Origin of the sequence: Sneathiella sp. HT1-7, from assembly GCF_020731145.1 — a bacterium.
Taxonomy (GTDB): domain Bacteria; phylum Pseudomonadota; class Alphaproteobacteria; order Sneathiellales; family Sneathiellaceae; genus Sneathiella.
Genome location: NZ_JAJFZN010000004.1, coordinates 221,155 through 244,089 on the forward strand (window position 1 = coordinate 221,155; position 22,935 = coordinate 244,089).

Genomic DNA, 22,935 nt, shown 5'->3' on the forward strand with positions numbered 1-22,935 from the left:
ATGAGAAAATTATTCCCCAACGCCGGAATTCTGACCATTCTTGCAACAACACTACTGATCGGCGGCTGCTCCGAGGTTAATCTGCTCAGCTATGGGGCAAAAAAATATCATGCCTCCCATGACAAAAACAGTTCTACCGTCGACAACAAAGGTATTGATCGTGGCGTGCCCAAGCTTGGCAGCCCCTATGAAGTCGCAGGCGTCTGGTATTACCCAAAGGTGGATAACGGCTATGACGAAACCGGCATTGCCTCCTGGTACGGGGAGCCGTTCCACGGTCGCAAGACCGCCAACGGTGCGGTCTACGACATGCATAAACTCACCGCTGCCCATAAAACGCTGCCCCTGCCAACGGATGTACGAGTAACGAACCTTGAAAATGGGCGCTCCATAATCGTCACGGTCAATGACCGCGGCCCGTTTGCCCATTCGCGCATCATTGATATGTCATACCGCGGGGCGCAGCTTCTTGGGATGGTGGAGAAGGGGACTGCAAAGGTCCGCGTTCAGGTCATTAACGGAGGCGGCGACCTGGATCAGTCTATTATCGCCAAGCCAACAACCCCTGTGAGTGAGAAAAATAACGTTGCCGCTGCGCCTCAGGCCAAGATAGTTTCAGGCACCCTTGCGCCGCCGCCAAATATCAAGGCGGCACCACTGCCAAAACTGGAAACACTTCCGGCGCCAGCAAAGCCAACAACCGAAACTCAACTCGCGTCGGCCTCTGCTTACAGCGCTCCGTCACCTATTGTGAGTGCCGCTCCCATCACTGAAAGTGAGATTTTTATTCAGGCCGGCGCGTTTGTCGATTATAACAACGCCAATGTTTTGAGCGCGCGGCTTTCAACGATGGGGCCGACGAAGGTCAGTCAAGTTCTGGTAAACGGTCAGGATTTTTATCGTGTCCGTGTAGGTCCCGTTCAGGACATTGCCAGGGCGGACCAGGTTCTGGAAAATCTAATTAATACCGGTCATACGGATGCCCGGATTATTATCGAGTAAGCGGCCATAAACTGGTCAAATTACCGCATTAGGACATAAATTCGTTTATCGAATGCTCCCTGCCGAGCCAGCGATAAGAATAAGACAAACTGAAAGCATGAGTGCGATGACACACAGGACCTCACCAACAGGATTTTTCTCCGCCCTTTTCCTATGCCTGACGCTCTTTGCAGGCAGCACTTTAGCCCAAAGCATTGAGACCCCGGCGCGGGAAGCATTCGTCTTTGATTTGAACACGGGCGCGGTACTCCTTGAGAAAAATGCTGATGAGTTGATGCCGCCAGCCTCCATGAGCAAACTGATGACGGTGACAATGGTATTTGAGCGCCTGAAAGAAGGCTCTCTCAAGCTTGATGATACACTGCCCGTTAGTGAGAAAGCCTGGAAAAAGGGCGGCTCAAAGATGTTTGTCGAGGTGGATACACGGGTTGCCGTTAGTGATTTACTGCGCGGGATTATCGTTCAGTCCGGAAATGACGCCTGTATCGTGGTTGCCGAAGGGCTTGGCGGATCCGAGGAGGGCTTTGCGGAGGCCATGACATCCAGGGCGCGGGAGCTTGGTCTTGAAAAAAGCACCTTCCGGAACGCGACCGGCTGGCCGGATCCGAACCACAAGATGACAGCGCGTGAACTTGGTTTGCTGGCAAAGCATATCATTCAGGATTTCCCGGAATACTATCCGATTTTTGCCGAAAAAGACTTCACTTTCAGCGAGATCAAACAGGGCAACCGCAATCCGCTTTTATATAAAAACAATGGATCTGACGGCCTCAAAACCGGCCATACCGAAGAATCCGGCTACGGCCTTGTTGGATCGGCGGAACGGGACGGGCGACGTATTGTTGTTGTTGTGAATGGGCTTGAAAATGCCAAGGCGCGCAGCAGAGAATCCGAACGGCTGATGGAATGGGCCTTTCGCGAATTCAATAACTACGCTCTCTTCAAAACTGGCGATATTGTCGATAATGCGCGGGTCTGGCTCGGGAACGAAGATACAGTTCCACTCACTGTGGAATCTGATTTGACTGTCACTCTCTCACGGGCGGAACGGAAATCCATGACGGTCAAAGTCGTGTATAACGAGCCGATCCCGGCACCGATTATCAAGGGAACACCTGTGGCCCAGCTTGTCGTTGAAGGCCCCGAAATTGAAACGATAACGGTTCCACTGATTGCGACAGAGGATGTGACCCGCCCCGGCGCAATCAAGCGTCTGACGTCGGCGGTTGAGTATCTTGTTTTCGGCCCGTCCTCAAACTAGGTCGAAGCAAGCAGGATGCAAACGCAAAAGCGGCCAGGAAAATTCATCACGCTTGAAGGAGGGGACGGAAGCGGCAAATCCACGCAAAGCCGTCTTCTCGCCGAATTTCTACAAGAAAAAGAGATCGACACCCTACTCACACGAGAACCGGGCGGTGCCCCGGGCGCGGACGAAATCCGGGAGCTTATTCTGACGGGAGAACCAGACAGATGGGACGCCATTGGAGAAACGCTACTTTTCTATGCCTCCCGCAGAAATCATTTGCGCCTCACAATCTGGCCAGCCCTTGACGAAGGCCGCTGGGTTATATCCGACCGCTTCGCGGATTCCACCATGGCCTATCAGGGATATGGCAATCAGTTGGGCGAAGAAGCCGTGCAGAAAATCCATGATTTCGCTGTTGGGGATTTTAAGCCGGACCTAACATTCATTTTTTCCCTGCCTGTGGAGGAGGGGCTTCAACGCACCATGGGGCGAACTCATAACGAGGATCGTTTTGAGAAGATGGATCTTGCGTTTCACGAACGCCTCCGCGATGGATTTCAAAATATTGCACGGCAAAACCCGGATCGTTGCGTCCTTATTGATGCGACGCGTTCCGTCGAAGACATCCAGCAGGAACTTCGCGATATCCTAACAGCGCGTCTGTTGTCGTGACTGACTTACCGCAATCTGACAAACTCGATGGTTATCCCCACCCGCGGGATACTACTCATCTTATTGGTCATGAAGAGGCAGAGGAGCGCTTTCTCGATAATTTCATGAGTGGGCGCTTTCATCACGCATGGCTGATCACCGGTGCGAGGGGCGTCGGCAAGGCCACCTTCGCCTATCGCGCGGCAAAGTTTCTCTTAAGTCAGCAAGCAGGCGGAGGTGGGGGGCTGTTTGGCCCGCCCGAGACCCTCGACGTGCCAGAGGACGATCCGGCGCTTGCGTTGATGCATGCAGGATCGCACCCGGGCCTTGCAGTGCTCCGGCGGCAGTATGATACCAAGGGAAAGAAATTCTATACCGCGATCCGTGTCGATGATGTGCGCACCCTGAGCCCGTTTTTCCAGCTCACCGCCTCCGAAGGGAGTTGGCGGATTGTTATCGTTGATTCCGTGGATGATATGAACCCAAGTGCGGCCAATGCAATTTTGAAAACACTGGAAGAACCGCCGAAGAAAACTCTGTTCCTGTTACTTTCGCACACACCGGCGGGGCTGCTCCCGACTATCCGGTCTCGCTGCCGTCAGCTCGCACTGCGTCCGCTGGATGACGCCAATATGAGAAAAGTTCTGGCGCCGCATTGTGAGACACTGTCGCCGGAACAACTTGATATGCTACTGACCCTCTCGGAAGGAAGTCCTGGAAAGGCACTTCGTCTGCTGGAGGCAGGAGGGCTTGAAATCTTTACTGCTCTTCTCGATATCTTTAAGGAATATCCCCGTCTTGATGCCGAAAAACTACATGCCCTTGCAGATAAAAGCGGCCTGAAAGATGGAGAGACCAGATACCGGAGTGTGTGCGAGATTTATCCCTGGTGGCTGACCCGTCTTGTGCGTGCCGCCAGTGAGGATTTTGCGGGCAATAATCTTATAGCTGGCGAAGCGGAAATCATGAAACAGATGATCTCCCGCCATTCTCCCTCTGACTGGGCGCAGCTTTGGGAAAAAGGGAATGAGTTGATCAAAAGAGCGGATTCAATCAATCTCGACCGCAAACAGGTTGTGCTCAACCTGTTTTTAAATGTAGAACGCATGGGCAGATAAAACCAAAAACGGTGCGGATAGTTGATGTTAGTCGATAGCCATTGCCATTTAAATTTTGAACAGCTCTCCAGCCAGCTTGACGATGTCGTTGCACGGGCGAGGGAGGTCGGGGTCGGCCATATGCTGACCATCGGCACGAAGCTGCGTGAGTTTGAAGCGGTGCGCGCCATTGCCGAGCGGTATGACGATATCCATTGTTCCGTCGGTGTGCATCCGCATGAGGCCGAAAGCGAAGGCGATGAGGTCACGGCAGCGAAGTTGATCGAGCTGGCATCGCATCCGAAAGTTGTCGGAATAGGCGAAACGGGCCTTGATTATTTCTATGAACATGCTCCGCGGGAACTCCAGAAAAAATCCTTCCGACTGCATATCGAAGCCGCACGCGAAACCGGCCTGCCAATCATTGTGCATACGCGCGATGCCGATGCGGATACCGTTAACATTTTGCACGAAGAGTACGAGAAGGGGCCTTTCACAGGGGTTATCCATTGCTTTAGCTCAGGCTGGGAAGTCGCAGAGAAATCTATGGAAATTGGGTTTTATATCTCCATTTCCGGGATAGTGACCTTCAAACCCGCGGATGAACTCCGTGGTCATGTTCGCAACATACCTGTCGAGAAATTATTGGTCGAAACGGATAGCCCGTATCTTGCACCGGTTCCCAAACGTGGCAAGACGAATGAACCATCCTTCGTTGCCCATACGGCGGCGAAAGTCGCAGAACTAAAGGGGCTCGACCCGGATCAGCTCGCCGCCATCACGACTGAAAATTTCTTTAACCTTTTCAATAAGATAGAGCGGAAACTTTAATGGAAGTGACAATATTAGGTTGCGGCACCTCCGGCGGGGTGCCTCGCATCGGAAATGATTGGGGTGCCTGCGATCCAAATGAGCCTAAAAATCGCCGCCGTCGCTGTTCCATTCTGGTCAAGGAAAAAGACACAACTGTTCTGATCGACACATCACCGGATATCCGTGAGCAACTTCTCGATGCGGATATTGGTAAACTTGACGGCGTTGTCTGGACCCATGAGCATGCCGATCAGTGCCACGGGATCGACGAGCTTCGTGTACTCGCTATTCGCAACCGCGAACGCGTTAACGTTTGGAGTGACCAGAAGACACTCGATATCCTGATGACACGATTTGATTATTGCTTCCGGCAAGAAGGCAAAAATCCATATCCCGCCATATTGCAGGAGCATTATATTAACGGGCCGTTCAGTATCGGCGACATCGACTTTATTCCGTTCGATCAGGATCACGGCAGTATCACAAGTCTTGGCTTTCGCATGGGTGCCATCGGCTATTCAAATGATCTTGTTAATCTTGATGATCGAGGATTTGAAATCCTTAATGGCGTTGATACATGGATCGTCGATGCGATGCGCTATACGCCGCATCCAACGCATGTAAATCTTGAAACAGCGCTTGAATGGATTGAGCGCCTGAAACCACGGCGCGCAATCTTAACGAATATGCATGTGGATCTGGATTACCAAACATTGATCAAGGAATTGCCTGACGGTGTCGAGCCAGCCTATGACGGCATGGTGATCTCTGTATAAGAAAACATACCCTTATTTTCAGCGCGCTCAGCGTACGAGACGCTCCCTTGTATCGACGAACCCCCTCAAAATGGGGCCTTAAAAGCCCCCCGGCCTGTAGGAGCCCCATTTATCCCTATCCAATATTTTCCATAATATATATTATGCGTAAAATTGATATTTGGATAAATACTGCATTCCGCCGCCCTCTTCAGAGAATTATTTAAATGGCACGCAGTTATTCTTCGCCATAGATAATGGTTTCTATAACATCAACGCTCTCGGCATCAATCACCAGCGTCGCGACATCAAAAGAAAATCCCTGTCGTGCAAGTGATGCCAGTTCCTTGTTACGGCGCTCGCCCCGTGTCTCTTCCGATTTATACGGCCCGAACCGCCTTCGTTTCACAAACCGCGCTGCGGCCCGTCTATCGAGCTCGTTCCTGTTATCTCCAAGCGCATCGAGCGCCCGCGCCTGATCGGCGTCCGAAAACGCCATCTCCTGCAATTTGAGGCCGATCTGGGCAATTGACCGCCCCTCCCGTGCCATTATCCGTGCCTTGCTAGCGGCAAATTCAGCATCATTGATAAAGCCGGCCTTGATCATATCCGCGACGACCTTCGCAATATCCTCTGTCAGTTTTTCCTCCGACAGATCAAAATGCTCCAACTGCGGCGCGGCTTTATTCCGCAGATGCCGTGCCATTTTATGGCTTGTCGCCGGAAATCGGTTCAAATAGCGGAGCGCCTGATCCCGCAACCATTTCGGCGTCGGTTCAACCGGCTTTCGGGGACGTTTTTCTTTCGCCTTTTTCTCTTCAGTCATCCAAAACTCGATTATTTCGTCAGTTTTCGCATGTTACTTATGGCCAGAGCCAAAGGAAATCCTTTAAACTTCACTTCTCTTGAAGTTTTAGCGCGAAAGACTCTGCATGTCCGAAAATAAGGCATCCACCCCGATCGACCAACTCCTTGATATTATGTCTAAATTACGCAATCCGGATGGAGGGTGTCCGTGGGACTTGGAACAGAATTTCGAAACCATCGCCCCCCACACAATCGAGGAAGCCTATGAGGTTGCGGAGGCTATTGCAAAAAACGATATGACTGAGTTGAAAGATGAACTTGGCGATTTAATGTTTCAGGTGGTGTTTTATGCGCAAATGGCAAAGGAGGCCGGTGATTTTGACTTCAACGACGTGATTGCCGCCATATCGGAAAAGATGATCCGCCGCCACCCCCATGTATTCGGCAATGCCGATATCGCGACAGCAGAAGCGCAAACGACGGCCTGGGAAGAAACAAAGGCGCAGGAGCGGGCGGAGAAAGGAAAAAACTCCAATAAAGCCCCTTCTGCCCTTGATGGCGTTGCCAAGGCCCTACCCGCCCTGACCCGCGCCGTAAAGCTACAGAAGCGCGCGGCACGCGTTGGTTTCGACTGGCCTTCCATTGCGCCGGTATTTGATAAAATCGAAGAAGAACTCGGCGAACTTCGGACGGAGATCGACACGAACGGCGGCCATGACCGTATTGCCGAGGAATATGGCGATCTGCTTTTTGTGCTCGCCAATCTGGGACGACATCTCGATCTTGAGCCGGAAACCGTCCTGAGAGCCGCAAATCGAAAATTTATACGACGCTTTCAATTTGTTGAACAACGGATTGAAAATAAAGGAAAAATACTAGAAGAATGCAGCCTTGAGGAATTGGATAGCGTCTGGAATGAAATTCGTTCGGAGGACAAATTAAATCAATAAAACCAGATCATTAAGCCTGATCTTTAAGAATTTTCTCTAACCTGCCCAGATTTTCCGGCGAAAACTTCGCTTCGATATGCACTTTGTCATCCCTGTCCGCTCGTTCAAGCACTGTCCCATGTCGGTAGATCCAGGAGAGCGTCGCCCCGTCTTCGGCTGGGATATCAAGCTCCATTATTTTCTGCTTCGCTGTCAGCTTCTCTTCAATAAGCGCGAGGAAAGCTGGGGTTCCCTCACCTGTCACGGCGGAAATGGCAACCTGCCCTTCCTCTCGCGCGACACTGTTGAAAAGTTTCTCACGCGCGTCTTCGTCCAGAATGTCGATCTTGTTCAGAATTTCCAGATAGCTGCCCGTATCATCCGTATCAACGCCGAGCCTCTCCAATACATCAAGTACATCCTGCCGCTGAGCGCCCGTGTCAATATGGGTAATATCTCGCACATGGACAATCAGGTCCGCCTCCAGCACCTCTTCCAAAGTCGCACGAAATGCCGCCACAAGCTCTGTCGGCAAATCGGAGATGAATCCCACTGTGTCAGAAAGAATCACCGGTTGCCCGCCGGGCAGGGTAATCTTTCTCATTGTTGGATCAAGGGTGGCGAAAAGTAAATCCTCCGCAAATACATCCGATTCCGTCATGCGGTTAAACAGCGTTGATTTTCCGGCATTGGTATAGCCGACAAGAGCAACGATGGGATAAGGAACCTTTTTACGCTTGGCGCGGTGCAGTTCACGGGTCTGGACAACGGAATTGAGTTGTCTCTTGATCTTGGTGATCCGCTCGTCGATCAGGCGCCGGTCGATTTCAAGCTGGGATTCACCCGGACCACCGATAAAGCTCAGGGAACCACGCTGTCGTTCCAGATGGGTCCAGGACCGCACCAAACGGGTGCGCTGATAACTAAGATGGGCAAGCTCTACTTGCAACGATCCCTCGCGGGTCTGAGCCCTTTCGCCAAATATTTCGAGGATTAGCCCGGTCCGGTCGACAATTTTCACATGCCAGCGGCGTTCCAGATTGCGCTGCTGCACGGGAGTCACCGGCCCGTCGATAATAACCACATCAATTTCAGCGTTTTTGATATATGCGGCAAGCTCGGCAATTTTTCCTTCACCGAAAAGCGTTCCGGGTTTTGCCTTGGACAGGGTGATGATTTCCGAGTGCACCACATCGAGGGATATGGCAGCCGTCAAAGACACAGCCTCTTCAAGGCACCCTTGCGGATCCCGAAGCTTGCTTTGTGTCTTTGTCTTTATATAAGGGTGCAGGACAAGCGCCGTTTCCCCTGAACGCAGGCTGTCGCGTTCCGAATTAATTTCCATGAGTTGGATATAGGGGGCGCATGGAGATATTAAAAGATCAGTTTTCTGCGTTTGGATCAAAAAGCTGAATTGGTCCGGCAGGCATTACTGTCGAAATAGCATGTTTGTAGACAAGCTGTTCATGGCCATCACGCCGCAGCAATACGCTGAAATTATCAAACCAGCTGATAGAACCCTGAAGCTTTACACCATTAACCAGAAACACGGTTACCGGAATTTTATCCTTGCGTACCTTGTTCAGGAAAACATCTTGTACATTCTGTGACTTCTCAGCGCCCATCTTGAATTATCTCTCGTCTGTCAAATCTATTCATTTTGCCTTTTGCCACCCTAGACAGGGTCGTTCTGATCGCGTTTTTAAATAAAAGGCAAAAAAGTTTCCCTGACATAAGGATTTCTCCTCTTAAACACAAGCATTATAACGCCCAAATTGCAACAAATAACGACTCTGGTACAAAAAGCACAGTTTCAACAGTATTATTTGGGAAATACTAGGCATCTTCAGACATAAAATTTTCGTATATCGTCCTTAGTTTTTGTGAAATGAGGCCCGGATGGCCATTTCCGATCACTTGATCATCTACTTTTACAACTGGAAGAACATATGACGTGCTGCTAGTTAGAAATACTTCCCGGGCGGAATGCAGCTCATCGACGGTAAAACTCCGCAGTTCAAGTTCGATTCCGTTTTTATCCAGTTCCTTGATAAGTGATGCCCGTGTAATACCAGCAAGAATGGAATTGCTCGTCGGTCGGGTGATGATTTTCCCCTCCTGACTTACGATCCAGGCGTTGGTTGAGCTGCCCTCCGTCACCATGCCATCTTCATCGACCTGAAACGCCTCATAGGCGCCTTTGTCCTTGGCCTCCTGCTTGGCCAGAACATTAGGGAGCAGAGAGACAGACTTAATATCCCGACGAGCCCAGCGAATATCCGGCACGGTTATCACGCTAATCCCCTGCTCTGCCGTTTTGGCCGCCCTTTCCATCGACAATCTCTTGGCTGTCATCACCAGCGAAGACGGGGTGTCTTTCGGAAAAGGATGGTCGCGCGGAGCGACACCGCGCGTAACCTGGATATAAATAATACCGTCGCGAATACCGTTCTGGCGGATCACTTCCCGCATTACAAATTTGAGCGGTTCCCGCTTCATAGGAAGATCCATCCTCAATTCATTCAGGCTCCGCTCCAATCGGTCCAAATGTCCCGCTTCATCGATCATCCGCCCTCCGACAATGGTCACTACCTCGTAAACCCCATCGGCAAATTGATAGCCGCGATCCTCGATATGGACGCTGGCGTCGCGATGCGGGAGATACTGACCGTTTACATAAGCGATTCTGGACATGGCTTTCCTATTTAATTAACGCCGCCAAAGGGCTGGATTGAAAAGTGAGAGGACGGCGAAAAATTCCAGACGCCCTACAAGCATAGTGACACATAATACCCATTTCGAAAAATTGGGTAAGGCTTCATAGCTGATAAAATTTTCCTCGCCAACGACCACATCGGTAATCAATGGCTGCGCCGCGCTGCCTGCACTGGCAAGATTTGTAATGGCAAGAGTGACTGATGATTGCAGATCGAGCCCGTTAAAGGCCAGAACTAACGTCGCGGCAACAAGAACCAGGCAATAAAGAACGAAAAAGCTCCAGGCTGAAGTGATTTGTTCCCGCAAGATACGTTGCCCCCCATATGTCAGGGGGAATATACTGCTTGGAAAACTGAGGCGATTTACTTCCGCATTAGAGACTTTCAAGAGAATACTGATCCGCATCATTTTAATACCGCCAGCGGAAGAGCCAATCGATCCACCAATCGTTGTCAGGACGAGAATCACAAAAAGCGCTCCAATCGGCCAGTAATACTGGCCACTGTCCGATACAAGCGGCATGTTATATCCGGTCGTCGTCACAGCGGAAACGGTATTAAACACCGCATAGCGCAAAGTATCCCCGACCGACATATCCGTTTGCGTCATCATCAAGGAAAAAACAAAAAGGCTACCCAGAACAATGGCAATCAGGAGATAACGATACTCCGGGTCCTTGAAGTAGGACCGCCTGTCCCCATTAAAGAAGGACCAGTGAAGGGAAAAATTTATCGCGCCAAACACCATAAAAATCATCAAGACCACTTCAATTCCGCGGCTGGCGAAGGCCGTACCCGCCGCGTTTGTCGTCATAAACCCGCCAGTAGACAAAGTGCTGAAAGCATAGCAAAGGGCGTCAAAGGCCGTCATCCCGGCAAACCACAAAGCTACAATGCAGATCGCCGTTAGCAAGCCATATATTTTCAACAAGGAAAGCACTGCCGAGCCGATTCGCCGGGACATGCGGCGGCGGCTGCTCTTGGCAATGGCCCTCGTCAATGGGTTGCTGCGCGGCAGGTTAAAGGCGCTGGCCAATACGGACAGGAAAACAATGATCGAAAATCCGCCTACCCATTGGATCAGGCTTCGCCACAGAAGGATCGCCCGTGGCTGAATATCCAGATCAACAATTACAGTCGCGCCATTGGTCGAAAACCCGGAAAATGCCTCAAAATAGGAATTGGTCGCCGAGGGAATCGCATCGCTCAAATAAAAAGGTAATCCAGCGAATGCCGGAACGACTATCCAGATGAGGGTTGCCGCCAAAAAGGTTTCACGCCGACCAAGGATGGTAATTTCCCGCCGCATCGCGAGGATCATGCCGCCGCCAAAAAAAAGCGTTACAATAGCAGAGACGAAAAAACTCAGCGTGAGTTCAATCTGCCCCTCGGCGAAAGCAAAAAGAATCGGCACACTCATCAGCAACGCCAAGAAGCCAAGCGCCCAACCAACAAACGTAAAGACAGGTGCAAATAACATCAGGTCTAGAAGAATTCAAGGCCGACAGAAAACATTTCCTCAACCTTCTGCACGGACCCCTGAAGGCTCAGGATAACGACCCTGTCGTCAGCATGAATAATCGAATCCCCACGTGGAATTTCAACAGTTTCCCCCTTAATCACCGCACCGATAATGGTGCCATGCGGAAGTTTAATATCCCGGAGTGGCTTCCCAACAAGCAGGGAGGTTTCCAGCGCATCACCCTCCACCACTTCGGCCGCGCCATCCCGAAAAGAATGCAGCCCCCGGATCCGGCCGCGGCGGATGTGGCGGAGGATTTCCGAGACTGTGGTTGCGCGTGGATCCACCACAACCTCAATCCCGAGCGTGGTAACCAGATTACCGAACACCGGATTATTGATCAGGGTAACGGCGGTCTCCGTTCCCTGCCCTTTCGCCAACAAGGACGCGATAATATTGACCTGGTCATCATTGGTAAGAGCAACAATGGTTTCCGCCTGAGCCGCATTTGCTTCCTGCAGCAGTTCGGGATCAAGTGCACTGCCATGAAGAACAACAGTCCGGTGCAGCTCGTCGGTAATCTTCTCGGCCCGTTCACGATTATGCTCAATCAGCTTTAGAGAGACTTTACGCATATTCTCTTCAATGAACTGGGCGAGGTGAAATCCGATATTCCCGCCTCCCACGATGACGATGCTGCGCGCCTCCTGCTCTTCATGACCGAAGAGCGGCATGGCGCGGGCCACATGGGCGCTGTCCGCTGCGAAATAAATCTCATCACCCGGAAACATCTGGTCATCGCTTGACGGGACGATCATCTTGCCGTCACGATAGATCGCCACAACAACCACATTCAAGTCAGGGAACAACTCTGTCAGCTGTTTGAGCGGAGTATTAACAATCGGGCAGCTTTCGTCGAGACGAACACCTATAACCTGAACCTTACCGTCGGCAAAAGAGACGGTATCAAAGGCACCAGGCACCTTCAATCGGCGTTCAATCGCGTGCGCAACTTCGTCTTCCGGAGAAATAATAACATCAATCGGCAGATTTTCACGGCTGAAGAGATGGGCCCAGAGAGGGTCCGTATATTGATGAGAACGTATTCGGGCAATTTTCTTTGGAATATTGAAGATCGAATGCGCAATCTGACAGGCGACCATATTGACTTCATCACTATAGGTCACGGCGATAATCATATCCGCATCATAGGCCCCTGCCCGCTCTAACGCGTCCGGGTGGGAGGCATGACCGACCATGGCCCGAACATCGAGTTCATCCCCAATCTTGCGGACCAATTCAGACGATTGGTCAATCAGGGTGACGTCGTTGTTTTCCCGCGCAAGCTGCCGCGCGATATTGGAACCGACCTGTCCTGCACCGCAAACGATTACCTTCATCGCGTCTCTGCCCCTCTACCCAAATTGCGTCTCTACTCCGACGACCGTTTCCGCTCACCATTACTGACGCCGAGCGTTTTCAGCTTACGATGTAACGCGGACCTCTCCATACCAACAAATGACGCGGTACGCGAAATATTTCCGCCAAAACGGTTTATTTGCGCCTCGAGATATTCCTTTTCAAACCGTTCGCGCGCCTCCCGCAAGGGAAGCGCCATGATTTCCGTATTGTCATTCTGTCCGATCATAACCGACTTGGCCGCCCCGGCATTTGCGGGCACCATATTTGCGGCGATTGGCGCCGATTTATCGCCGGTAGCAAGAATCATGATCTGCTCAATCACATTTTTGAGCTGACGGACATTTCCCGGCCAGGATGAGGCCTGCAAGGTTGCAATAGCATCCTCCCCTATTTTCCTCGGCGGCAATCCGGCACTTTTCGAGAAGCGCTCAACAAAATAACGGGCGAGCGGTCCGATATCTTCCGGCCGCTCCTTTAGAGAGGGAACCGTTATCGGCACCACGCCGAGACGATGATACAAATCCTCTCGCAGGCGGCCGTTGGCCATTTCCTCTTGTAGATCCCGGCTGGAAGAAGAGATGATCCGTGCATCTACCTTAATCTTTTCTGTGCCCCCCACTCGCTGGAAAGTCTGGTCAACCAGCACGCGAAGAATCTTGCCCTGGGTTTCCATCGGCATGTCGGCAATCTCATCAAGGAAGAGCGTACCGCCATGGGCTTGCTCCAGTAACCCACGACGCTCTCCTTTTACCGAGTTCATTCGTCCATCTTCGACACCGAATAGCTGAATCTCCAGCCGCTCAGGCGCCAACGTGGCCGCATTGAGAACCACGAACGGGCCAGATTTTCGGTGGGATTGATCATGAATGAGCCTCGCGACGACTTCCTTGCCAGACCCGGACGGACCAGAAATCAGCACACGGCTGTTTGTTGGCGCGACCTTTTCAATGCTTTGTTGGAGCTGGATCATGACGTGGGAGCGGCAAACAAGATCCGTCATCACCTCGCCGCCACGAGTTTTAAGGTCAGCGACTTCCCGCCGCAATCTCACCGCTTCCAGTACGCGGTCGACTAGCTGTATAAGCCGCTCCGCCTTGAACGGTTTTTCAATAAAATCATAGGCCCCGAGTTTGATAGTCTGAACGGCCGTTTCAATATTCCCATGGCCGGAAAACATCAGGACAGGCAAATCCGGCTGATCTTTCTTGATGGCCTGTAAAATCTCGATACCATCAAGCTTGCTGCCGCGCAGCCAGATATCCAATATAACAAGGCTCGGGCGACGATGGGCAATTTCGGCGAGGCATTGATCGCTGTTCGCAGCCATCCGTGTCTCATACCCCTCATCCTCCAGAATTCCGGCAACCAGTTCCCGAATATCAGTTTCATCATCGACAATTAGAATGTCTGCAGACATCTTAGTCATTCCCCGTTTTCAAATTCGCTTCACTCATGGGAAAAGAGATCCTGACAGAAGCCCCTCTCCCTTCTTTTGCGTCGGTCATGGAGAGGCTGCCACCATGCTCCTCCATGATCTTATTGACAATTGCGAGGCCGAGGCCTGTGCCCTTTTCACGATGGGTCACATATGGCTCGGTCAGCCGGCTGCGGTTTTCTTCCGGTAGTCCGCGCCCATTATCTGTAATCTCAATCGCCATTTCGTCGACAGTGACACTAAATTCTACCTTGATCTGGCCATTTGGAAGATCCGCGTCCCCTTCTTCCCGCCCCTCAATCGCATCAGCGGCATTTTGCAGGAGATTTGTCAGAACACGGTTCACCTGCGGCGCATCGCAATCACAGATCATCGGCGATCGCGGCGCCTCATAGACATAGTCAATTTCCGGATGAGCAATTTTTTGGAGGAAGATCGCCTGACCAACGAGCTCGCCCAGATCCTCAGGCTTAAATTCTGGCGTCGGCATCCGGGCGAAGGCAGAGAATTCATCAACCATTTGGCCAATATCCCCAACCTGACGGATGATCGTATCGGTGCATTGATTGAAAATATCTATATCGTCTTTAATCTGACGGCCATATTTACGTTTTATTCGCTCGGCAGACAGCTGGATCGGGGTCAGCGGGTTCTTAATTTCATGGGCAATACGTCGGGCAATATCGCCCCAGGCCGCCATCCGCTGCGCCGACACGAGATCCGTAATATCATCCAGCGTGACCACAAACCCCTGAATGCTGCCAACGGAAATTTCCGCCGCCGCGCGCACCAGCAGATGGCGATGAGCATTTGCTGTCTGGAGCTGAATCTGGCGTTCCGCCACACGATAGGGCTTTTCCCGAATTTCATCAAGAAGGGTAGCCATTTGCGGCTGAATATCAGAGAATCGCCGGTCAATAAGTTCCGTCTCCGAATAGCCCAAAAGTTCCGCCGCCTTGCGATTTGGCAGATTGATAACGCCTTCCCGATCAAGTCCGATCACACCGGACGAAACTCCGGAAAGCACAGCCTCGGTAAAGCGGCGGCGTTCGTCCAACTTCTTATTTGTTTTTTCAAGCTCCTGACGCTGGGTTGAAAGTTGCTCCGTCATCCGGTTGAACGCACGGCTCAGGGTCGCCATCTCATCATAGGCGCGACTTTCATCCACCTTGGCTGTCAGATCGCCCGAACGCACACGCTCTGCCGCTTTCACGAGGCTCTCAATCGGGCCAACAAGGCGCGAGGCAATCACCAGGCCAAACCAGACGGCGGCGAGCACTACCATCAGCGAAATGATAAAGAAAATCACAGCGAACTGGATTTGAATGCCGAAGCCTTCATCCTTCAATTGTTCATAGTCCGACGCGGCGATGCGCGTCCTCTCCATATGGGCGAGAACCCGAGGCTCAATAAAGCGTCCGACATAAAGAAACCCATCCAGCAGACGGTCCAGCCGAATTAGGGCCCGAACCTGATCATCCCCATCATTCGTGGTGATGACAATCTCCCGCTCCCTCGCTTCGCTGAACTGGCTTGGAGAAATCTTATCAAACTCGAGCGCAAAACTTAGGTCCGACTGTGCGATAATTTTCTGATTGCCGTCCAGGACAACGGCCTCACTCAAGTTACGGGCGATGACCTGATCACTGAGATAGGAATCAAACAAGCTACGGTTTTCCAAAACCCGTGTCGGCGCACGATTGATCTGCGCGGTCATTGCCAGAACATCGGATCGTATATTCTGGATATGCTCCTTGATATAGGCGTCGGCGACAGCAATCGATTCCGACACCGCCATATTCACAGGATCGGAGAAATGCCGCTGAAAATAGATATTAAAAAAAAGGGCGGAGAAAAGCGCTACCATCAGGGCTGGCGCGACAGCGATTAATGAAAACAGACGTAAAATACGCCGATGCATCATGCTGCCTGAGCCACCGATCTGCCCCTTGCGCCAAGTTCTGATCAATCGGTGAGTAATGATAATTGCGAGGATGACCACAATCGATACGTCAATAATAAGAAGTATGCGCGTGTAGGCCGGGTTTTCTATAGTCAGCGATTCATAGGTGGCAATACCGCTTGCAACGGCCAGCATGGCCACAAAGAAAGAGGTTTTGGGACCAAGCCCGATCTTTCTTGTCCAGCGGACAAATGAAAAAGGCTGTTTCACATTATTCTGCTGTGATTCTGCCACAACATCCTCCGACCGCAAGGGTCATGATGCAACCTCGGTTTGCTAGTAAATGCCATCAACGGCGGCCATTTGTTCAAAATACCACATTGTGGCATTTAAGCATCACTTCATGCCGCGCACAACCTGAATATCCAAATCCCGGATTTTTTTACGCAATGTATTCCGGTTTACTCCCAAAAGGTCAGCTGCCTTGATCTGATTTCCGTTCGTTGCCTCCAATGACAGGGATAAAAGCGGGCGCTCTACCTCCCGGATAACCCTTTCATAAAGCCCGCTGGGTGGCAGGCTTCCCGCATGGGCCGCAAAATATTTGGCAATATGACGTTCCACCGCCATGACGAGGCTCTCATCCTCTCCCGGAGTTTCCTCGGAACTTCCAATTTCCTGTGGCTGGAGCTCCTGCTCAATCACAGAGATATTAATGACATCATCGGAATATAGCGCCGCGAGGCGGCGCACCAGGTTTTCAAGCTCCCGGACATTACCTGGCCATTTATGCTTTTTAAGTGCTTCAAGTGATTCCTTATCCACGCTTTTTACCGGCAGCCCCTCCTCCTGTGCCTGAGAGAGGAAATGCCGCACAAGATCCGGAATGTCTTCCGCCCGTTCACGCAATGGCGGCAAGCGGAGCGGGACAACGTTCAGGCGGTAATAAAGGTCCTCGCGAAACAGTCCCTGACGCACGAATTGCCTGAGGTCCCGATTGGTCGCGGCGACAATACGCACATCGGTCTTGATCGCCGTGCGGCCGCCAACCGTTGTATATTCGCCTTGTTGAAGCACGCGAAGCAGTCGCGTCTGCGCTTCAATCGGCATATCCCCTATCTCATCAAGGAACAGCGTACCGCCCTGTGCCTGCTCAAAGCGGCCAATGGCGCGCGAATCTGCCCCTGTGAACGCGCCTTTCTCATGGCCGAACAATTCGGATTCGATCAGCTCTTTTGGAATGGCCGCCATGTTAATAGGAACAAATGGGCCCGCCTTCCGCTTCCCATACTCATGCAGTGCTCGCGCAACAAGCTCTTTACCCGTCCCGCTTTCACCAGAAACCAAAACCGTAAGGTCCGTCCCCATCAAGCGAGCCAACACCCGATATATCTCCTGCATGGCCGGGGAGCGACCGATCAGAGGCGTTTTCGTTTCCTCTTCTTCCTGCGCCTTAAAACGATTTGCGGCTTTCTTCGGCTTGGAGAGACCACGATCCACAACCTGCAGCAAAAGCTTTAGATCGAATGGTTTCGGCAAATAATCATAGGCCCCTCGCTCTGTCGCCTTGATAGCGGTGAGCAAGGTATTCTGCGCACTCATGACGATAACAGGCAGATCGGGCCGGATTTTTTTAATCCGGGGGAGCAAATCAAGACCATTTTCATCGGGCATCACGACATCGGTCAGGACAATATCACCGAGCCCTTCAAGCACCCAGTTATAAAGCGTTGAAGCGTTGCTAGTGGAGCGCACTATATAGTCTGCGCGGGAGAGAGCCTGCTCCAGAACCGTACGGATACTCTGGTCATCATCTGCGACTAAAATTGTTCCCGGCATATTTATTCCATATCCGTTTTCATAAAGTTATAGACCGGCAGGCGGATCAACACCTTGCAGCCCACCTCCGATGACTCAAATTCGACAATCCCTCCATGATCCCCAACAATTTTGGCGACCAGTGCAAGGCCAAGCCCGCTGCCACCAGCCTTGGTGGTGACAAAAGGATCGTAAATATGCGGTAGCATCTCATCGGGGATGCCGGAGCCGTTATCCTCTACTCCTACCTCAAGCGGTAATTGCACCTTTTCCTGCGCGCCCGGAACGGCCAAACGGATCCCATGACGATAGGCAGTACTAAGCGTTACTTCTCCGCCGTCTTCAGGCGCCGCTTCCACAGCGTTCTTCACCAGATTGAGTAACACCTGGACAAGCTGATCGCGATTGCCATAGACGAAGGGGAGCGAAGGGTCATAGTTTTCCCGGAAAGTTATTTTTCGGCCAAATCCAGCCTCAGCCACCCGACGCACATGCTCCAGCACTTCATGGATGTTGACCGCATCGCGATCAATCGGCCGATCATCGGAAAAGGCCTCCATTCGGTCAACAAGCGCGCAAATCCGGTCCGTTTCATCACAGATTAACCGGGTGAGCGCCCGATCCGCATCAGAGGCATTCATCTCCAACAACTGCGCCGAGCCACGAATACCCGAAAGCGGATTTTTTACTTCATGCGCCAGCATGATCGCCATCGCCGTTACAGATCGGGCGGCACCACGATGGGTCAGCTGACGATCCATCTTGGCGGCAATCGTGCGTTCTTCAATCTGGACAATGACATTCGAGGTGCCATAAAGCTGGGAAACTTGAAGATTGACGTTCTTGATACCGGTTTTTGGCGTGCCAAGATCGACGGCATATTCAGAGACATAATCACCGATCAGGCGCACCTGCTCCACCAATCCCAATAGCGGGCTGTCAAATGGTACCATTTCATTAAGCGACATCCGCAGCAGTTTTTTCGACGAAAGGCCGAAAAATTCTTCTCCCGCCGGATTTGTCATGCAGATATGGCCTTCATCATCGATGACGACCAACGGATCGGGCAAGGCATTCAGGACAGCCAGAGCATCCACTTCCGTTTTCTTGCGTTTCGTCCCGCTAAATGGATTTGGCAAAACCATCTTATGCACTTTCCTTCAGCATTAAAACCTCATAAAAACAACTGATTTCATCCCGAACCTGATCTGGATCGGTAAGACGAACCACTCTTTGCCGGAAGTTCTCTCCACCCGGAAGCCTCTCCGAATACCAGCCAAGATGCTTGCGGGCGACGCGCACGCCAACCTCTGATCCATATAGACCGATAAGGGCGTTATAATGCTCCAGCAGAACCGATTTTTGCTCATCAAAGTCCGGGTCAGGCCGCTTAATCCCGGTCTTCAAATAATCTGCTACCTGCGCGACAAACCACGGGCGACCATAGCTACCCCGGCCAATCATCACACCATCTGCACCCGACTGCTCTTTGGCCTTTGCGGCATCCTCAACCGTTTGAATATCGCCGTTCGCAATCACCGGGAGAGATACAGCTTCCTTGACCTTTGCAATAAAGCGCCAATCCGCCGCGCCTTTAAAGAACTGGCATCGCGTGCGGCCGTGCACGGTCAGCATGCGGATCCCCACATCCTCAGCAATGCGGGCAAGTTCCGGTGCGTTGCGACTCTCTTCATCCCAGCCTGTGCGCATTTTAAGCGTGACAGGTATATTTACGGCATCAACTGTTGCCTTTAATATCTTCGCCGCATGGTCGAGGTCCCGCATCAGAGAGGAGCCAGCCATTCCGGAAGTAACTTTCTTAACCGGGCATCCCATATTGATATCAATAATCCGCGCGCCCATATCCTCGTTCAGCTTGGCGGCATCCGCCATAATATCCGGATCACAGCCCGCAAGCTGAACGGCCATCGGCTGATCATCATTGGCGGAGCGAACAATACGTAGGGACCGGCGCGTTTCTGCGACCATGGCCTTGCTCGCCACCATTTCGGTAAAGACAAGCCCGGCCCCATATCGCGTCACCAGACGGCGAAAAGGGAGATCTGTGATACCAGCCATCGGCGCGAGGAATACCGGGGGATCGATTGTAATAGAGCCGAGCGTAATGATCATTTTTTATGCAAAATAATTTATGACTATATTTTAGGCAATATAGTCAGGTTTTTATTGCACTGCAACAGATTCATGCCCATTCAGTCAAATTTATTGAACCGCACGAGATAGCGATCTATTGTCGCGACATGAAAAGTATTGCCCTCATCCTCGCCGCCGGAAAAGGCCTCCGGACCGGACTTAATATTCCGAAGCAATATATTGAAATTGCAGGAAAATCTATTCTCAGGCGAGCAATAGATGCTTTTCTGAGGCACCCCGAAATCGATACTATTTGTGTGGTCATAGGGGAAGATGATCTACTGCTTTATGAGAAAGCAATCACCGGTCTGGATATTTTGCCGCCGATTGTTGGCGGAGTAACGCGACAGGAGTCGGTCCAAAACGGCCTGGAAAGCCTGGTCGAACACACACCGGACAGTGTGCTAATTCATGATGCGGCCCGACCCTTTATCAGTAGAGAATTGATCAGCCGTTGTTTGAGTAAACTAAACCAAGCGGAGGCTGTTCTCCCCTCCATCGCGATAACGGATAGCCTCAAATCCTTTGAAGGCGACTTGATTACCGGCGCACTGAACCGGGATGAGATTGTCGCCGCGCAAACGCCGCAAGCTTTCGCTTTTGCACCTATTCTGGCCGCGCATCGGACTTTCGCGGGCGAGAACCTGACTGATGACACGGCCCTCGCCGAACGTGCCGGAATAGAGGTCGCAATGGTCGAGGGTGATCCCGCAAATTTCAAGATCACCACGCCTGAGGATATAGAGAAAGCACACAACATGATTACAAAAAGCCTTATCGATGTACGGACGGGCCTAGGCTTCGATGTGCATGCGTTTGAGGAAGGAGACAGTGTTTGGCTCGGCGGCGTGAGTATTCCTTATGATAAACGCCTGAAAGGCCATTCGGATGCGGATGTCGCGCTCCACGCCCTGACCGACGCCCTGCTCGGTGCCATCGGCGCGGGCGATATCGGCCTGCATTTTCCGCCAACAGATGCCAAATGGAAAGGCGCGTCGTCTGACTTGTTTCTGCGTCATGCGGCAGATTTGGTGGGCAAAAAAGGCGGCGTCATCAATCATGTCGACCTCACCATCATCTGTGAAGCACCGCGTATTGGTCCGCACCGCGTCGCTATGCAGAAACGCATCGCCGAAACTCTCCGTATTGACGCTGAAAGAGTGAGCATAAAGGGAACAACGACCGAAAAGCTTGGCTTTACCGGCCGGGGCGAAGGTATCGCGGCCCAGGCCGTTGTAACCGTGAGGCTTCCTGGATGAGCAGTAAAATTGGCCCCCTCACCCTTTGGCATCCCGCGGTCATTCTTTCCACCTGGTTCTGGAGTGGTTTGTCGCCGAAGGCACCCGGAACCATTGGCACCCTCGCCGCGCTTCCTTTCGGTATATTGATCTACTACTTCTTTGGGGCACCGGCGCTCGGCATGGCGTCTCTTGTTGCCCTGTTCATCGGCTGGTGGAGCACAAAAATCTATCTCGAGAGGACCGGCAAGTCCGATCCCGGCGAGGTAGTAATTGATGAGGTGGCGGGAATCTGGCTCGCCCTCCATGCGGCAGACCTGACCCCGCTGATGATCTTTCTTGCCTTCGTTATTTTCCGGATACTCGATATCTGGAAGCCCTGGCCGATCGGCTGGCTGGACCGGAAAGTAAAAGGCGCATTCGGCGTTATGATTGATGACTATGTAGCGGGACTGATTGCCTCGGTCCTGCTGGTAATAATAAAAAGGATATATGATGGGAATTTTTAGTGTCGAGATCGAAAAGCTGGCGACCGAGGTCCTTGAAAAATGCCGAGGTAAGAAATGGCAGCTCGCAACAGCGGAATCCTGCACCGGCGGCCTGATCGGTGGGGCGCTCACGGATATCGCGGGCTCTTCCGATGTATTCGATCGCGGCTTTATCACCTACAGCAATAAGGCAAAGGCCCGCGTGATCGGCGTCAGCACGGAGATTTTACGCAGCCATGGCGCGGTATCAGAGGAGACAGCGCGGGCAATGGCGCTCGGCGCTCTCAAAACAGCGGGCGCAAATCTTACGGTCGCGGTGACGGGCATTGCTGGCCCTGGCGGCGGTGGCCCCGGAAAACCGGTTGGCCTCGTTCATTTTGCAGTAGCAACCGACAGCGGCGTCGCAGAGCATCGAAAGATGGAATATGGCGATATCGGCCGGTCAGAAGTCCGCCTTGCCACCGTCCAGACAGCGCTAGAAATGCTACTCGCTGCCGTTAGCCGTTAGCCGATCCGGTCCTGAAGGTCCGGCTTGGCGCCGTATAGTTCCTTTGCGCGCGCCTCAAAGGCCGAGATCATACGGGTCACAGCCTCGTTAAAGAGCATCCCGATGGTCTTCTGCAGGATCATCGAGCGAAACTCGAAATCTACGAAAAAATCCACTTCGCAGCCGTCCGGATACTCCTTGAACTGCCAGTGATTGTTGAGGTATCGGAACGGCCCGTCCATATACTCAACATCGATCCGCATATTTGCTTCGTCCAGTGTCACCTTGGACGTGAATTTTTCCCGAAAAAGCTTGAAGCCAATTACCAGATCAGCAAGGACGATATTCTCTTTTCGCTCCTTGATGCGCGCACCGATACACCAGGGTAGGAACTCATCATATTTGTCAATCGCCGCCACAAGATCGAACATTTCTTTTGGCTGATAGGGCAGAACCCGTTTTTCGGCATGTGTTGGCATACTCTACATTCTACCCATACAACACGGCATAA

At 52.0% G+C, this 22,935-nt stretch carries 22 protein-coding genes; 10 read left to right on the forward strand and 12 right to left on the reverse strand.

Annotated features, from left to right (window positions below; all coding sequences use genetic code 11):
* The 6 genes from LKE13_RS14620 (at position 1) to LKE13_RS14645 (ending at position 5,585) form a co-directional block, all read left to right on the forward strand.
* Positions 1 to 1,002 carry a septal ring lytic transglycosylase RlpA family protein gene (locus LKE13_RS14620; protein WP_227952129.1) on the forward strand — a complete coding sequence of 334 codons (1,002 nt, stop codon included), beginning with the start codon at positions 1 to 3 and terminating at the stop codon, positions 1,000 to 1,002.
* A 97-nt stretch (positions 1,003 to 1,099) separates the two neighbouring features.
* Positions 1,100 to 2,263, forward strand: a complete 1,164-nt coding sequence (locus LKE13_RS14625) for a D-alanyl-D-alanine carboxypeptidase family protein (protein ID WP_227952130.1) — start codon at positions 1,100 to 1,102, stop codon at positions 2,261 to 2,263.
* 15 nt (positions 2,264 to 2,278) lie between these two features.
* The gene (tmk, locus tag LKE13_RS14630) at positions 2,279 to 2,920 is read left to right on the forward strand and encodes a dTMP kinase (protein ID WP_227952131.1); all 642 of its coding nucleotides are present in this window, start codon (positions 2,279 to 2,281) and stop codon (positions 2,918 to 2,920) included.
* The gene (locus tag LKE13_RS14635) at positions 2,917 to 4,017 is read left to right on the forward strand and encodes a DNA polymerase III subunit delta' (protein WP_227952132.1); all 1,101 of its coding nucleotides are present in this window, start codon (positions 2,917 to 2,919) and stop codon (positions 4,015 to 4,017) included. Before tmk ends, LKE13_RS14635 begins: the two co-directional genes overlap by 4 nt.
* A gap of 24 nt (positions 4,018 to 4,041) precedes the next feature.
* On the forward strand, positions 4,042 to 4,827 hold the full coding sequence (locus LKE13_RS14640) for a TatD family hydrolase (protein ID WP_227952133.1): 786 nt from the start codon (positions 4,042 to 4,044) through the stop codon (positions 4,825 to 4,827).
* Positions 4,827 to 5,585: an MBL fold metallo-hydrolase gene (locus LKE13_RS14645; RefSeq protein ID WP_227952134.1), complete on the forward strand. Its 759-nt coding sequence runs from the start codon at positions 4,827 to 4,829 to the stop codon at positions 5,583 to 5,585. The genes LKE13_RS14640 and LKE13_RS14645 overlap by 1 nt, the downstream gene beginning before the upstream one ends.
* Before the next feature lie 217 nt (positions 5,586 to 5,802).
* Here LKE13_RS14645 and LKE13_RS14650 read toward each other — a convergent pair whose 3' ends face one another.
* Positions 5,803 to 6,390 carry a regulatory protein RecX gene (locus tag LKE13_RS14650; RefSeq protein ID WP_227952135.1) on the reverse strand — a complete coding sequence of 196 codons (588 nt, stop codon included), beginning with the start codon at positions 6,388 to 6,390 and terminating at the stop codon, positions 5,803 to 5,805.
* A 106-nt stretch (positions 6,391 to 6,496) separates the two neighbouring features.
* Between LKE13_RS14650 and mazG the strand changes: the two genes are divergently transcribed.
* Positions 6,497 to 7,321, forward strand: a complete 825-nt coding sequence (gene mazG, locus LKE13_RS14655; protein ID WP_227952136.1) for a nucleoside triphosphate pyrophosphohydrolase — start codon at positions 6,497 to 6,499, stop codon at positions 7,319 to 7,321.
* A 10-nt stretch (positions 7,322 to 7,331) separates the two neighbouring features.
* Here mazG and hflX read toward each other — a convergent pair whose 3' ends face one another.
* The 10 genes from hflX to dusB form a co-directional block, all read right to left on the reverse strand.
* Positions 7,332 to 8,645, reverse strand: coding sequence for a GTPase HflX (gene hflX / locus LKE13_RS14660; RefSeq protein ID WP_227952137.1), 1,314 nt, complete (start codon positions 8,643 to 8,645; stop codon positions 7,332 to 7,334).
* Between the two features lie 37 nt (positions 8,646 to 8,682).
* Complete coding sequence (gene hfq / locus LKE13_RS14665) at positions 8,683 to 8,925, reverse strand: RNA chaperone Hfq (protein ID WP_227952138.1); 243 nt, start codon at positions 8,923 to 8,925, stop codon at positions 8,683 to 8,685.
* Positions 8,926 to 9,136: 211 nt separating this feature from the next.
* Positions 9,137 to 9,994: a D-amino-acid transaminase gene (locus LKE13_RS14670; RefSeq protein WP_227952139.1), complete on the reverse strand. Its 858-nt coding sequence runs from the start codon at positions 9,992 to 9,994 to the stop codon at positions 9,137 to 9,139.
* 15 nt (positions 9,995 to 10,009) lie between these two features.
* Positions 10,010 to 11,437, reverse strand: a complete 1,428-nt coding sequence (locus tag LKE13_RS14675; protein WP_227952140.1) for a TrkH family potassium uptake protein — start codon at positions 11,435 to 11,437, stop codon at positions 10,010 to 10,012.
* 65 nt (positions 11,438 to 11,502) lie between these two features.
* Positions 11,503 to 12,879: a Trk system potassium transporter TrkA gene (gene trkA, locus LKE13_RS14680; protein WP_227952141.1), complete on the reverse strand. Its 1,377-nt coding sequence runs from the start codon at positions 12,877 to 12,879 to the stop codon at positions 11,503 to 11,505.
* A 32-nt stretch (positions 12,880 to 12,911) separates the two neighbouring features.
* The gene (locus LKE13_RS14685) at positions 12,912 to 14,318 is read right to left on the reverse strand and encodes a sigma-54-dependent transcriptional regulator (RefSeq protein ID WP_227952142.1); all 1,407 of its coding nucleotides are present in this window, start codon (positions 14,316 to 14,318) and stop codon (positions 12,912 to 12,914) included.
* 1 nt (position 14,319) lies between these two features.
* Positions 14,320 to 16,533, reverse strand: a complete 2,214-nt coding sequence (locus tag LKE13_RS14690; RefSeq protein ID WP_227952143.1) for a sensor histidine kinase NtrY-like — start codon at positions 16,531 to 16,533, stop codon at positions 14,320 to 14,322.
* Positions 16,534 to 16,635: 102 nt separating this feature from the next.
* Positions 16,636 to 18,078 carry a nitrogen regulation protein NR(I) gene (ntrC, locus tag LKE13_RS14695; protein WP_227952144.1) on the reverse strand — a complete coding sequence of 481 codons (1,443 nt, stop codon included), beginning with the start codon at positions 18,076 to 18,078 and terminating at the stop codon, positions 16,636 to 16,638.
* Positions 18,079 to 18,080: 2 nt separating this feature from the next.
* Positions 18,081 to 19,202, reverse strand: a complete 1,122-nt coding sequence (locus LKE13_RS14700) for a two-component system sensor histidine kinase NtrB (RefSeq protein WP_227952145.1) — start codon at positions 19,200 to 19,202, stop codon at positions 18,081 to 18,083.
* A 1-nt stretch (position 19,203) separates the two neighbouring features.
* A complete protein-coding gene (gene dusB / locus LKE13_RS14705) occupies positions 19,204 to 20,190 on the reverse strand; it encodes a tRNA dihydrouridine synthase DusB (RefSeq protein ID WP_227952146.1) in 987 nt (328 codons plus the stop codon).
* Positions 20,191 to 20,318: 128 nt separating this feature from the next.
* Here dusB and LKE13_RS14710 point away from each other — a divergent pair, with 128 nt between their 5' ends.
* Genes LKE13_RS14710 through LKE13_RS14720 form a run of 3 tightly spaced genes read left to right on the forward strand, consistent with a single transcriptional unit; the run spans position 20,319 to position 22,445 of the window.
* Entirely contained in the window at positions 20,319 to 21,470 is a 1,152-nt protein-coding gene (locus LKE13_RS14710; RefSeq protein ID WP_227952147.1) for a bifunctional 2-C-methyl-D-erythritol 4-phosphate cytidylyltransferase/2-C-methyl-D-erythritol 2,4-cyclodiphosphate synthase, read from the forward strand.
* Positions 21,467 to 21,958, forward strand: coding sequence for a phosphatidylglycerophosphatase A (locus LKE13_RS14715; RefSeq protein ID WP_227952148.1), 492 nt, complete (start codon positions 21,467 to 21,469; stop codon positions 21,956 to 21,958). Before LKE13_RS14710 ends, LKE13_RS14715 begins: the two co-directional genes overlap by 4 nt.
* Complete coding sequence (locus tag LKE13_RS14720; RefSeq protein ID WP_227952149.1) at positions 21,945 to 22,445, forward strand: CinA family protein; 501 nt, start codon at positions 21,945 to 21,947, stop codon at positions 22,443 to 22,445. The genes LKE13_RS14715 and LKE13_RS14720 overlap by 14 nt, the downstream gene beginning before the upstream one ends.
* Here the strand turns inward: LKE13_RS14720 and LKE13_RS14725 are convergent.
* Entirely contained in the window at positions 22,442 to 22,903 is a 462-nt protein-coding gene (locus LKE13_RS14725) for a type II toxin-antitoxin system RatA family toxin (RefSeq protein WP_227952150.1), read from the reverse strand. The genes LKE13_RS14720 and LKE13_RS14725 overlap by 4 nt on opposite strands.
* Between the last annotated feature and the right edge of the window lie 32 nt (positions 22,904 to 22,935).

Coding starts and splice junctions, on each gene's coding strand:
- LKE13_RS14620 (WP_227952129.1), top strand. CDS start 1: ATGAGAAAATTATTCCCCAACGCCGGAATTCTGACCATTCTTGCAACA.
- LKE13_RS14625 (WP_227952130.1), top strand. CDS start 1,100: ATGAGTGCGATGACACACAGGACCTCACCAACAGGATTTTTCTCCGCC.
- tmk (WP_227952131.1), top strand. CDS start 2,279: ATGCAAACGCAAAAGCGGCCAGGAAAATTCATCACGCTTGAAGGAGGG.
- LKE13_RS14640 (WP_227952133.1), top strand. CDS start 4,042: ATGTTAGTCGATAGCCATTGCCATTTAAATTTTGAACAGCTCTCCAGC.
- LKE13_RS14645 (WP_227952134.1), top strand. CDS start 4,827: ATGGAAGTGACAATATTAGGTTGCGGCACCTCCGGCGGGGTGCCTCGC.
- LKE13_RS14650 (WP_227952135.1), bottom strand. CDS start 6,390: ATGACTGAAGAGAAAAAGGCGAAAGAAAAACGTCCCCGAAAGCCGGTT.
- mazG (WP_227952136.1), top strand. CDS start 6,497: ATGTCCGAAAATAAGGCATCCACCCCGATCGACCAACTCCTTGATATT.
- hflX (WP_227952137.1), bottom strand. CDS start 8,645: ATGGAAATTAATTCGGAACGCGACAGCCTGCGTTCAGGGGAAACGGCG.
- hfq (WP_227952138.1), bottom strand. CDS start 8,925: ATGGGCGCTGAGAAGTCACAGAATGTACAAGATGTTTTCCTGAACAAG.
- LKE13_RS14670 (WP_227952139.1), bottom strand. CDS start 9,994: ATGTCCAGAATCGCTTATGTAAACGGTCAGTATCTCCCGCATCGCGAC.
- LKE13_RS14675 (WP_227952140.1), bottom strand. CDS start 11,437: ATGAGTGTGCCGATTCTTTTTGCTTTCGCCGAGGGGCAGATTGAACTC.
- trkA (WP_227952141.1), bottom strand. CDS start 12,879: ATGAAGGTAATCGTTTGCGGTGCAGGACAGGTCGGTTCCAATATCGCG.
- LKE13_RS14685 (WP_227952142.1), bottom strand. CDS start 14,318: ATGTCTGCAGACATTCTAATTGTCGATGATGAAACTGATATTCGGGAA.
- ntrC (WP_227952144.1), bottom strand. CDS start 18,078: ATGCCGGGAACAATTTTAGTCGCAGATGATGACCAGAGTATCCGTACG.
- LKE13_RS14700 (WP_227952145.1), bottom strand. CDS start 19,202: ATGGTTTTGCCAAATCCATTTAGCGGGACGAAACGCAAGAAAACGGAA.
- dusB (WP_227952146.1), bottom strand. CDS start 20,190: ATGATCATTACGCTCGGCTCTATTACAATCGATCCCCCGGTATTCCTC.
- LKE13_RS14710 (WP_227952147.1), top strand. CDS start 20,319: ATGAAAAGTATTGCCCTCATCCTCGCCGCCGGAAAAGGCCTCCGGACC.
- LKE13_RS14715 (WP_227952148.1), top strand. CDS start 21,467: ATGAGCAGTAAAATTGGCCCCCTCACCCTTTGGCATCCCGCGGTCATT.
- LKE13_RS14720 (WP_227952149.1), top strand. CDS start 21,945: ATGGGAATTTTTAGTGTCGAGATCGAAAAGCTGGCGACCGAGGTCCTT.
- LKE13_RS14725 (WP_227952150.1), bottom strand. CDS start 22,903: ATGCCAACACATGCCGAAAAACGGGTTCTGCCCTATCAGCCAAAAGAA.